At 35.0% G+C, this 12,246-nt stretch carries 8 protein-coding genes; all 8 read right to left on the bottom strand.

Annotated features, from left to right (window positions below; genetic code table 11):
- Positions 1-18: 18 nt before the first annotated feature.
- The 8 genes from ACE3RB_RS09245 to ACE3RB_RS09210 all read right to left on the bottom strand — a co-directional run bounded on the left by ACE3RB_RS09245 (position 19) and on the right by ACE3RB_RS09210 (position 11,638).
- Positions 19-372 carry a hypothetical protein gene (locus ACE3RB_RS09245; protein ID WP_374463967.1) on the bottom strand — a complete coding sequence of 118 codons (354 nt, stop codon included), beginning with the start codon at positions 370-372 and terminating at the stop codon, positions 19-21.
- On the bottom strand, positions 372-830 hold the full coding sequence (locus tag ACE3RB_RS09240; RefSeq protein ID WP_374463966.1) for a hypothetical protein: 459 nt from the start codon (positions 828-830) through the stop codon (positions 372-374). Before ACE3RB_RS09240 ends, ACE3RB_RS09245 begins: the two co-directional genes overlap by 1 nt.
- 90 nt (positions 831-920) lie before the next feature.
- A complete protein-coding gene (locus ACE3RB_RS09235; protein WP_374463965.1) occupies positions 921-1,280 on the bottom strand; it encodes an RHS repeat-associated core domain-containing protein in 360 nt (119 codons plus the stop codon).
- A 227-nt stretch (positions 1,281-1,507) separates the two neighbouring features.
- Positions 1,508-2,293, bottom strand: a complete 786-nt coding sequence (locus ACE3RB_RS09230) for a type II CAAX prenyl endopeptidase Rce1 family protein (protein ID WP_374463964.1) — start codon at positions 2,291-2,293, stop codon at positions 1,508-1,510.
- A gap of 11 nt (positions 2,294-2,304) precedes the next feature.
- Positions 2,305-5,829, bottom strand: coding sequence for a DUF6443 domain-containing protein (locus tag ACE3RB_RS09225; RefSeq protein ID WP_374463963.1), 3,525 nt, complete (start codon positions 5,827-5,829; stop codon positions 2,305-2,307).
- Between the two features lie 5 nt (positions 5,830-5,834).
- Positions 5,835-9,068 (bottom strand): hypothetical protein, encoded by a 3,234-nt coding sequence (locus tag ACE3RB_RS09220; protein WP_374463962.1) that lies wholly within the window; start codon positions 9,066-9,068, stop codon positions 5,835-5,837.
- 5 nt (positions 9,069-9,073) lie between these two features.
- Complete coding sequence (locus ACE3RB_RS09215) at positions 9,074-10,624, bottom strand: T9SS type A sorting domain-containing protein (RefSeq protein WP_374463961.1); 1,551 nt, start codon at positions 10,622-10,624, stop codon at positions 9,074-9,076.
- Positions 10,625-10,831: 207 nt separating this feature from the next.
- The gene (locus ACE3RB_RS09210; RefSeq protein WP_374463960.1) at positions 10,832-11,638 is read right to left on the bottom strand and encodes a hypothetical protein; all 807 of its coding nucleotides are present in this window, start codon (positions 11,636-11,638) and stop codon (positions 10,832-10,834) included.
- Between the last annotated feature and the right edge of the window lie 608 nt (positions 11,639-12,246).

Here is a 12,246-nt window from a genome sequence, read left to right as displayed (position 1 = left end):
TTTTTAATCTAATAATTGTTATTTCTGCAATCTCGTATCCTCATATTTTGACCGTTCTGTTTTCAGAGATAATAACCAATCCAAATACATTTCCTCGGGCATACTGCGGTAACCTATTTTATGAATATGAGTGTATTCTTTATTCATCAAATCAAATAATTCTTTAGCTTTTGGATTACTTAATGTAGCCTGAATATCTTTTGTGTTTTGCTCTTTCATCATTTTTTGAAACTGCTTTGTATGGGTTTCAGCCTGTAATAGCAAAGCGTTAGGTAAATAAGGATATATTTGGATTGCTCTTTCTGCACATTTCAAAGCAAAACTTCCGTCATTATCGGGAAAACTCCTGTTGTAGGCATTAGCTAAATCCACTAATAATAATGCAAACCATCGTATGCTGATTTGTTTGATGGTCCTGGTACAGTTCCTACAGGTCCTGGACCAGCAGTCGATGGAGGACACTCTGAACAGTATTTCTCCGCACCAGTTCCTGAAATAGCTTGAGCGACCTTATTTGTAACACTTCCTACTGTAGTAGGTTCTTTTTCAGGTGCTTTGAAATCCTGTTGAGCAAATTCTTTAGCATTAAAAGAAAATTGCTCCATCTCAGGATAATTATATTGATTATAATTATTTTGAGAAGTTTTATCTACACCATATATTTTAGCTCCATCAGCTAATTTTACATCTACAACAAGTCCAAATCCAGATTCCTTCCCAATTGTTTCATAACTTACATTTCCTCCTTCAGCCCATTCTCCGCTAACTGTAACATTGCCACCTGCTTCTAAATGAATTTCACCGACAGAAGATTTTGTTTCGGAATTCATTATAGTAATATTAGCTGATGCACCTACATATTGTTCTCCTTCTTGAAGTCTTAAGTTAGCATTTGTCGATGTTAAGCTTGCATCATAAACCTAATTTCCTTGTTTATCCCTATACCAATCAGTTGCTTGCCTTCCATCAGGATCAATAAATCTCATTGGATTATCAAATGCATAATTATAAGGACTATATCTTGTCATCTTTTCCGCCAGTGGATCTATAACTCCCCATCTTCCAAGGTCACTCATATACATTCTTGCTCCAAAATCACTCCATCCAGTTTCCTGTAACTCCTTGCCATTATACTTATAGTTTTGGTATTTTCCAGCTCCAAAATAAGCATTACCAGTTTTCAGGTGATTTATACCAAATGGGTAATAGTCATTGGCATCTGTAATTTCAAGAGCTCCTGTGCTGTTTCTTCCAAAACTGATAAAAAACAGAGCGATCAAAAGATCAGATTGCTCTGTTTTTATAAAGTTATTGTTTACTATTCTTATAGATAATAATGAATAAAGAAAACCAACATATTTTAGACTCTACAAGTCATTAAACACCTATACTCGTAATGGTTGTCCTCACTAATGTTGTTACTGACTTTCGTTATTGATCTCATATGCATCTAGTGTAAACGAACTATTAGAATTTAAATGAAAGCACTCAATCGTTCCTTTATTAATTACTTATTCAAATAAGTAATTTTACCAATGTCTAATCTTCTCAGAAAGTAAAAAAACAAAATAAGGCTACAAAATATAATAACCCAATATTCATAACTAAAATTCAACCAATTTAAAATCTTAAAATAGATTAAATTATTGTTGTTCAACACTAGCCATAAAAGATTATAAAGCGAATGAAAGACAATGCTATAAAACAACCCTAACTTTGTATAGATTAATGACAATAAAAATCCTAACAAAAGTGAGATAAGGGGTTTTACAGAATAGATATTACTTATATTGAAATGATATGTAGCGAATAAAATGCTTGAAAAGATGCAACCATATAAAATATTTTTCTTGTCAAAAAAGGAAATAATAACTTTTCTAAAAATAAGTTCTTCAACTAATGAGGTTAACAATACAACATTAATAAAAGAAAGTACAAAATAAAGAGCTCCATACTTTTGACTATTGCCTGCTGTTAATAAGCTATTCTCATTTTCTAAAATAAACTTAATATTCGTAATGGGATTTTCTATTATTTTAAATAAAACAACCAGTAAAAGTATGTTTATAAAGCGTTTATAGTTTATTTCTCTTTTATTAATCGGTTGGTTTTTGTAAAAAAAAATAAAAAATATTAATATAGGTATATAGAAAATGGTATCTGCCAAATTAAAATACTCATTACTCAAATTATTAAATGTACCATTATTAATAAAATGTAGTAGTATTTTTTCATAGCAAAACGAGTATATAAGCAACAAAATGAAAATAATTAAAGATTTTAAATATGCCATTTTAAATAATTTTACTTTTTGATATTGGTTGGGGTATACATAATTGGTTTACCATGTATTATTTCACTGTTGATAATACTATCATTATAGCCTGCGCTCTTCTTTTTTTGCAAATCATTCAAATAAGGCTCTATTTTACTTACCTCATAGTTTCTGACACCAGAATTTATAATACTACCCCAAGACCGCCCTTGTATTGGATCTCCATAACTTCCATCGTCCTGTGATTGCTCAAACCGTGCTTTTGTTGTATCCAGATTTTCAATTTTTTTATTCAGAAACTGCATTATCGTTTTAGGGCTTGCTTCAGCAGCGAGTCTAGCATTAAATTCAAAACTTTTCGAGCCATTTAAATTGGTTGCACCATTCTTATAACTAGAAGTATCTGCTCCGTATACTTTTCCCCCTCCAGCTAGTCCAATATCATATACGCTAACGTTTCCTATTGAAGTACCTAATGATACAGATTTGAGTATTCCAGAATCAAACCAGTTTCCAGAAAAAGTAACTCCTCCATCACTTCCTAAAGTCATATTTCCAACAGAAGAACCATTATTCATTAAAGTAACATCAACAGATTTACCTAAGTATTCTTGTTTTGAATTAAGCTTGGAGGAAGCATTACTTTCATTGAGTTCTGCATCATAGACATAGCTGCCATCTTCATCTTTGTACCAATCTTCTAACATTCCTGTAGGATCTGTGAAGGAAATAGGATTATTATATCCATACCTAAAAGGAGACCAATCATATGCTTTCTCTGCTAATGGATCTATTACTCCCCATCTTCCAAGGTCACTCATATACATTCTTGCTCCAAAATCACTCCATCCAGTTTCCTGAAGCTCTTTCCCTCCAAATTTATAGTTGTAATACCCTCCAAAGTTTGAACTAGAAGACCCTCCTATATGGTTTAATCCAAATGGATAATAATTATTGGTATCTATAGATTCCAGCACTCCAGCATTACTTTTAGCAAAGGTGATCCTTGTATTTCCTAAATGATCCTTATAGTTGTAAATATAGCGGTTTTCTGCGAAACTGTAAAATCCTTCTGCTGTAGGTACAAATTCTAATTTCCACTCAGGTGCAGGAGGAAACAGTGGTGGCTTTTTGGAATAAGCCTGTACTTCAAATGCCGTCTCTGTTTTACAGGTCAGGCATGTACCTCCGTTGTCATCATATGAATATTGAAAGCCATCCAGATAATCTGTCATACGGCTGGTAGGAAGTCCCATATAAAACTGCTGTGAAACTGTTTTACGAAGCTTTACCCCATCAGCTCGGTACAGGTGTGATATTCCTGTATTGATAGGTCTGTCCATATAATCAAAACTCTGGATCGAAATAGCATTAGGCAGACTAAGGTGATTGTAAGCAATGGACTGAATCCCTTTATCTTTCATATCAGTCATATTGCCATTAAGATCATAAGCAATAATGTTGTTTCCTCCTTCATATCCTGAACTGTTAGTAGAATGTTCTATTACCTGATTCAGACGGTTTCCTGTGTACTTGTATTCAAGATCATCTACCTGGGTGGCTGTAGTTCCCGATACAGGATAAGCATTTCTTTTCAGGGTCATGATATTTCCATTCAGATCATAAGTCAGGTGCTCATTGAAGTTGTTATTATACGGATTGGTAGCACCAGGTTCTGTATAGATCGCATCTTTGAGCCTGTTAAGAGGATCATAAGTATAAGAATATCTTTTCAAAGCACCTTCTGAAGCGTTTTTCCAGTCTATCTCTGCAATATTTCCATTATACCTTCCTGAAGCTAAATTGGTGTATTGAGGGTTAGTATACCTGATTTCATATCCAAAGAGTTTTCCGTTCAGATCAGAAGGATCATTGATTTTGGTAAGCCATCCACGAATATTGTACTTGTAATCTATGGATTGCAGTGGACTAGCAATATCTGTTCCTCCCACTTTTTTATTGATAACCTGAGAAATTTCGTTATATGTATTTTGCGTAAGAATTTCTGTTGGATTGCTATCAACCTGATGTTTATGAGAAAGTAACCTGTTCTGGTGATCATACTCAAATGTTTCTGTAATCACTTTTTCCGTATCGGTATCTAATCTCTTATGTCGGGTAATAGTTTGTTTGGTAACCCCTGCAAAATCCAGCTTGGATTCTGTATGGGTATATCCTCCCACATAATTGATAGAGTGGCTTCCAATAGCTCTTCCTTTTGTATCGTAATATGTATAGTTTTTTGTCCAGCTGTCATCTTCAATGTTTTTTACAAAACTCATCACAGGCAGTCCTTTGGTGCTCCTTCCGTCAGCTGTAGGAATTTCAGTCAATACAGGTTCTCCCTGAATAGCGGAAGGAAAAGCAGGATTAAAACTATAAGCAGGATAAGAGTCGTAATAGTTTAAAGACAATAAGGTAACCCATTTACTTGCATTAGGGTAGGTAGTGTCGGGATTGTTATAATACACATGCATTCCCTGTCTTTCAAAAAAGGGAGTATCTATTCTATTCACACTGTTGGAAGCATATCCATTAACAATATCTTGTTCTGCATTACGCTCTCCACCATTGCATATTCCTGTAATAGCAACCCTGCCGAACTGATCGTATTTGGTATACAGCCATTGTCCTTTTGCTCTTAATTCTGCATCCTGAGTTCCTACAAGCCTGTCTGCTTTATCATACAACATGAATTCCCAGCCTTTACCTGGAACTTTCTTTTCAACTGGTCTGCCCTTTCCGTCATAACGGTATTGATAACATAATGTATTGAGAAGCTCATCGGTAATTGGTTTATGAACAGCCATAGGAGGAATAACAAAAGCCAGCTGATCATATTCATTATAGACATAATAGGTATCAATATGTTCCGAAGCACTTTTTATTTTCCTTACCAGTAGAACCTGCCCTTTACCATTTTTAAATTCTATGGTTTCATTCTCATCCTCATCTTTGACAGAGTTTTTATACAATTGGTTAGGGGCATACACAGTGGCAGGTGATAAGGTTAGTACACTTTTTGTAGCTCCATCTACCCAGCTTGTGGTAGTAATATACTGATAGACTTCATTCAATCCGTTGGTGCCATAGCTGAACTTAACAGATTTTCCATTCCAGTCATTACCTACCTGTTTCTGTTCCAGAATCCTGTCCAAAGGAGAGTTTTCCAGCTCTTTTTCAGAGTAAATCTTTTCATTACCATAAGGACTACTGGAGAGATTACTTAAAGGGTTAGGGGTAATAGCTCCGTTTAAAGTACCTCCCTGGGGAACAGGAAGATAGTCTTTTACCTGTCTTCCAAAAGGATCATATTCTATAGGAGTGACCACATCTTTTCCCAGTGGTGATGCCTTTACATTGACAATTTGTTTTGGTCTTCCGAGCCCGTCAAAATACTGGACAGTTTCCATGGACTTTGTAGCGGTAGTGCCATTATAATCCAGATAGGTTTTACTCTGGATGTAGTTTTCCGTATTAGGAAGCGTAGTAAGCTGCGCTTGCAGAGTACCTGTTATAAGCAAGGCACTTATGGGGATTATTATTTTTTTCATTGTGTTTAGTTTTTATAGTTATACTTCATTTCCTTCACTGTCTGACCATTTACATCAACTACTTTCTGAAGCCTTCCTGCAGAATCATAAATGTAGTTTTCTCTGATTCCTGACGGTGGGGTAATGCTTCTTACTCCAATTAAAGGATCATAGGTATAAGTAGTAATCTGATAGTTTGGCAGAGCGTTTTTAAAGGTATTCAACACTGATAAAAATGCAGACTCATCATTATTAGCCACAGCAGAAGCATCTGTATTGGAAGCTGTAACAATGGAATCAATCAGCGACTGTGAAATATCTGTTAATTTAGCTCCTTCTATCTTTGCAATCGGTTGAGTCTGGTTGTAGCCCCAAATGATTACAGTAGAAGTACCATCTTTTGTAGTGTACTGCTGTAAGTTTCCTTTACTGTCATATTTATCGTAAGTAACTTCGGTGGATACAATGTTTTGTAAGTCTGTAGATACAACAGAGCTTGGAAGTAAGTTCAATGGATTATCATACTTAGTTTCTGTTTTAGAAATAATTTTTCCTGTATTATCATTTACATTGATCTTTTTCACCACAGTTGTTTCCAAAGGAATTCCTATCATATTAGCATTGATAAGTTTTTGGTTGCCTTTTTCATAAGCATAGTTATACTCAGTCTCATTAATTACTCCATCAGGCATAATGTTTTTCTGTTTCTTTAATTGACGATGAGAAGGGCTACCATAAAAATACTCTGTCTTAGTTTCAACAGGTGTACCATTAAAGTAATCTGTTGTTTTCTGAGATTGCAAATAAGTAAACCGACTGATATTTTTATAATATACAACATCCATATGTGGATAATCAGCATCCCAGATGCCATTATTGGCAAGAGGTTCATAAATTTTGCGTCGGCTGATGCCTCCCAGATAAGATGTTCTGGTGGGATCTTCAACATACAGATTTTCAACAGTTTTTAAGGTAGTCCCTCCATTGTCTTTATAAACGGTTAATAGCTCTTTCCCATTCTTCCAGCCTGAGTTCGTCCAGGGAGCAGAGATAATAGAACCTCCTTTAATAGGATTACCCCAGTAATCGGTTTCGGAACTGAAGTGATGGATGGTTTTTCCTTTCCCTTCTATTTGTTCTTCCACAGTGTCATAGAAAATATTAGGATTAAAGGAAAATAACCTGCCTATATTGGATGAAGTAATGGCCGTATAGGTGGACATTGTAGGCTGTGAATTTAAAGAGCCTAAACATACAGAACCTATCGACCTGTCTTCAATAAATACAGGGTCCCTAGTAATGTTGATAGAATGCTCGCCGTTATCCTTGATATATTTATATTTTCTGGTCACAGGAAGTCCGTCAACAGGGGTATCAACGGTTGAGCTCACTCTATATCCTCCCTTTAGCACATCTTGTAAAACTTCTTTATCTTCCTGATCATAATAATATACTTGAATATGTGCCTGACAACAAACAAACCAAGCTTTTACGGTAATTTTAACAGTCTGATTTTTCTCAACATACACATAAGCAGTTTGGCTGGTACTCAATGAAGATTCCGCTGTGTTTCCCAGAGGTGAAAATCCTATATTGGGTATTTTTTCATATAAAGGCATATAATTTCCTGCCTGATTTTTTACCCATACCTCGCCTTTTTGCTTATCCGTTTCCAAATCAGGATTGTCTTTACAATCGCCATATGGATTAAGGTAATTGGATAGCCCAATACGAACATAACCTGCTTTCGCTGGGGTAATAGTTATTTCTTGCGTTGAATCATAAGTATTTGAATTATTTACTGTCGAAGCTCCCAGAAAAACTTCAGGCGCATAAATTAAAACATTTTCTTTTCTGACGTGATTCTCGTAATTGAATAATGTGTTTCCTCCTGTTGGATAAGTAATCGTTTTTAATAGTCCATATTGACCATAAGAGGGATTTACACTCTGGTCAGCTCCATCATATTGAGGTGCTAATACATCGGTACTTGCAAACAATTTTGGTACAAGACTAGTATTACTTGCTCCATTATAATATCCCCACATATCTCTGGAGAAGCTCAATCTTGAAGGAAAGCTTTGAGGATTATTGTAGGTGAATTTATGTGATGAATTCGTTTTATTATTTTGTATTTCGGTTAAGAATACTCTTGAAGAATTCGTTGTCAAATAATTAAAACTAATATCATCAATGACTGTATTATTATGATACTTTTTTATATTGGTGAGCCTTGAATAATCACCATTTTGAACTGCATAAGAGAAAACAATGGAGTTATTGTTGGTATCAAATATTTTCTTGAGCTGTTTACCCACTACATACTGTTCTGAATCAGCAATAAGCCCTAAATCAGGTGGTATTGTATACGTTTTAAGAGGGCAATAAGGCAGTCCCAAACTACCACCATATAATACATCTCCATATTTATACTGTGGTTGTTTGGTATAGGTCATTGTTTGAGACTGTGAAAGAATGGTCGTATAATTCACATCCTGATATTCCAGAGTCAGGGTCTGTCCATTAGGAGTAACAATAGAGCTCAAATACCATGATTGTATATATTGTTGTGGAGGCTGATGTATTCCAGTATTAAGTGTCCTGTTTTGTATATATTCTACGGCATTGAAATTATATCGTACTCCATTATCCAGGATAATTGAAAATAAGTTTCCATTATCATTTCTTTTAATTTGGTAATCTTTCTGATCAATCATAATAATATTACCTGCTTTATTGATCACAAATTTCACATTATAACCAGCAAAGTTGGCAGTATACAGATCAGGCTCAGAATCAAAATCATCATTTTCACAAAATGCCAGATACGCATTGAGTTGCGAGGCAAAGTTTTCAGTTAGTGGGACATCTCCGCTATTAAAACTACTTTCTTCATCGGGTCTATCCCGTATGGTTCTGGTGATTACTCCACCTGAAATAAATGTCCAGCCTAATCCAACTGAGCCATTCATCTCATCCACATTAATACCGTTGGAAGCATAATTTAGAGAAATAGGAACACTTGTTCCATCGACTGATAGTTCTGTAATTGGTATATTAATATTGGGAGCACCTGTAAACATTCCTATAGGAACATTTCCATATTGGCTGAATTTAAATGATTCAGGGCTGGTTGGAGATATCTTAGGAATGTGCTTACCAGCATCATTCGTATTGGTAGTATAATCTTGTGGAGTATTACTCTGGCTATACATTAAAACAGAAAGAATAATCCCTGCCAATATTAAAGTTTTTTTCATCGTGTTTATTTCTTAATTAATTTGGCACTAGCCGTTTTATTAGTATCAGTTTTAATGGTCACCAGATAAGCTCCCTGAATGAGTGCCTGGGTATTCAGCTTGGTAACTCTGTTTTTAGTAGTAAGGTTTTGAAGCTGTCTTCCTGACATATCATACAGTAAAATATCAGCTTCTTTGAATTCATAGCCGATCTCTATGTAGGCATAATCTGAAACAGGATTCGGATAGATCTTGATATCATACTTTTCAATCAGATCACCTACCTGCTTATCTCCCAGCTTTACAATCTTCCAGTTTTCTTTTCCAAGCTCTTCTGCGCTCGTTCCTGCAATTACGATTGATCCGTCACGGTTGAGCTTCAGGTCAGATAACCTTTCTTCTTTTTTTCGGGATTCTCCAGTAATATATTTTCTCCATGATTCATTCCCTAGCTGGTCAATATACAGTAGCCAAAACGTCTCGTCATCGGCTTTTATCCTGTCTTCAGACTGCGTGTAGCCACCTAATAAAACGCCTTTAGATACCTTATCATCTAAGGACTGAATCACGCTCATTCCCATCAGAATATCCCTATTTCCAAAGCTGTAGGATTTTTGCCACTCTTCATTTCCGTTTTGATCTAAAGCAATAACCCATAAATCAGTACCCTCCTGAATACCTACCGTTTTATTTCCTGATCTTTCTGATCTGGATTCTCCACCGATAATGTAGCCTGTTGCTGTTAAAGCCAGTGTTCTTATATGATCATCGCCTTTTCCACCAAAGTTCTTCTCCCAGTCGATTTTTCCGTCTTTTGAGAGTTTTACGATCCAGTAGTCTCCTTCACCGTAGTTTTCTGTTTTCTTTGTTCCACCAATACCGCTTCTGGAGTATATTCCGAGTAATGCTCCTCCATCTCGTGTTGGAATCATCTTCTCAATTTCGTCTAATCCTTTCGATCCAAAAATAAATTGGGATAATTCTTTTCCGTCTTTGTCTAATCTTATGACAAGTACATCTTTTGAACCGTAGCCTTTAGAATCCTGAGCTTGTCGAAGGGTCTGAATATTGCCAGCTACAAAAAATCCCTGGTCAGTTGTTTGAATTACGGCTCTTGCTTCTTCATCTGCTGAAGTTCCTATGGTTTTCTGCCATAGCTCGTCTCCAAATTCATTAATTCTAATGAGCCAAATGTCTGATCCGCCTTTAGAATCGTCTTTTTTATCCAGACCTTTACCTGAATACGAAGTACCTGAAATCAGAAAACCTCCATCCTGGGTGGTAACCGTTGAAGATAAATAATCGTGATTGTTTCCAGAGAAGTACTTTTCCCAGATTTGGTTTCCCTGCTGATTCAATTTTATCAAGTGAAAATCGTAGCCGTTGTTTTGCTGACTTCCAGCTCTTGGGGGCTGTATAGAGCTTCCTGTAATCAGGTACTGGCCGTCAATAGTTGTAGTTATCTGGCTTAAAAAATCCTGCGAACTGGATTTGATGTCCCGTTGCCAGAGAACCTGCTGGGCGGACATTGTGAGGGATGTGCATATAATACATGCACTCAAGTAGAGTTTTTTCATCCTTTACTGTTTTTAAAATTAAACTTAGTGTTAAAAAATTTCGCTAATGTAGTCATAATATTTTTATTTTTTAGTTGTTTTCAAAGATATACTGTAAAAGCGACAGAACTTGACGTGTTATAATTTATTTTTAATAATTATTTACAGATATAATCAAATTTATAAATCGAATTATTCTCTTACATTATCTCAATTGTATAGTTATCTTTATTCGAAATATAATTGATGATTTTTAAAGTTCAAATTTCCTTTTGTCGGAATTGTCGGATAGCACATATCATTTTCGCTAAAATCAAGTTTGGAGACAGTAATTTTCCCATTTACAATACCTGTAAATTCAAAGGCATAGCTTGGTTCGTAAATACTTTCAAGCACACCAATTTTTGTATTTTCATAAACTAAAATTCCTCTGCCGACATACATACAGCCACCCTCTTTATTGGCAAGTGTGTAGTATTTGATGATTTCGTTCTGTCCGTCACTATTCAAATCATTTGTAAAAGTATCTTCGCTGTCAATAACAACTCCTCCCTTTAGAATTTCATTCCTATGATTTTTATATTGTTTTTCAGCTTCTCTTTTAAAATCAATATTGTTACGGTTATTACCCTGAGATTCTTTTTTGTGGATAGTGGATTTTTTTACAGTTGGGTGTTCTTCCTGTTTGTTTTCAAAGTTAGTATCTGTAGTAGAATCTTTTGGTTCACTTATTTTGTGGAGAATTACCATATCAGAAAATTTTAAATCTCCATTCTCTAAAGCGGTTAACACTCTGGTAGTACCATTATCTTCTGTGTATTCAATCCTGTCAGGGTACTGTCTACATGTTAACTTGGAAATTCCAGTTAGTGAATTATCAACTATGATTTCGTTTCCATCAATTTGATAATTGATTCTCATAAACATCATTTCTGTTTGATATGTACCATCATGGTAGTGATTCCCCGAAGAACAGGAGTATAATAGTACAGATAAAGTTAATAGGAGAAATAGTTTGGTAATAATTGTTTTCATAATGTTTTGGTTTTTAACCACATTCTGAAAACATAAAGACAAAAAAACAGGCTTGAAACATTGTCAATACTCGTATCCGAGGGAGTCGAAGCCCTGTACAACAAAGTAAAGCAATGCCCAAGCCTTAAACCTGAGCATTTTGCTAAACTCTTCCTGTTGTACATGAAATTTTCGACTTTTCGGATACAGAAATCAGTTCGCTAAATGCGGTATATTGTTATTTTAAATTAAATTCTAATTGTTTTTTATTCTTATATTTTTTTGTATAAGTTTTTAATTGCAGTAAAACTACATCTTTTGACTGTGGTATACAACATTTTTTATGTAGAATCCTTCCAAAGAAAAAATCCAAACACTTAGTGTATTTGGATTTACAATTTACATTCCTTTACTCTGGGTAAATAGGACTTCGACTCCTTCTTTAATATCGCAAAGTCCCTGCTTTCTGTTTTATCTCACAACAGTTATACAAACTTTTATTTATTTCAATTTCTTGGAATTCTAATAATTATAATCCCAAAAGGATATAATATTTGATTTAAGTGTTATTCTCCGTGTAAGCTCCCCCGTAACTAGTACGACTATAATTTAGACAAAAAGTTTAAAAT

The sequence above is a fragment of the Chryseobacterium sp. genome (assembly GCF_041914225.1).
GTDB lineage: Bacteria > Bacteroidota > Bacteroidia > Flavobacteriales > Weeksellaceae > Chryseobacterium.
Note: the sequence above shows the minus strand (reverse complement) of the source record. Positions and strands in the feature narration are given on the sequence as shown.

Coding starts and splice junctions, on each gene's coding strand:
- ACE3RB_RS09240 (WP_374463966.1), bottom strand. CDS start 830: ATGAATTCCGAAACAAAATCTTCTGTCGGTGAAATTCATTTAGAAGCA.
- ACE3RB_RS09230 (WP_374463964.1), bottom strand. CDS start 2,293: ATGGCATATTTAAAATCTTTAATTATTTTCATTTTGTTGCTTATATAC.
- ACE3RB_RS09225 (WP_374463963.1), bottom strand. CDS start 5,829: ATGAAAAAAATAATAATCCCCATAAGTGCCTTGCTTATAACAGGTACT.
- ACE3RB_RS09220 (WP_374463962.1), bottom strand. CDS start 9,068: ATGAAAAAAACTTTAATATTGGCAGGGATTATTCTTTCTGTTTTAATG.
- ACE3RB_RS09215 (WP_374463961.1), bottom strand. CDS start 10,624: ATGAAAAAACTCTACTTGAGTGCATGTATTATATGCACATCCCTCACA.
- ACE3RB_RS09210 (WP_374463960.1), bottom strand. CDS start 11,638: ATGAAAACAATTATTACCAAACTATTTCTCCTATTAACTTTATCTGTA.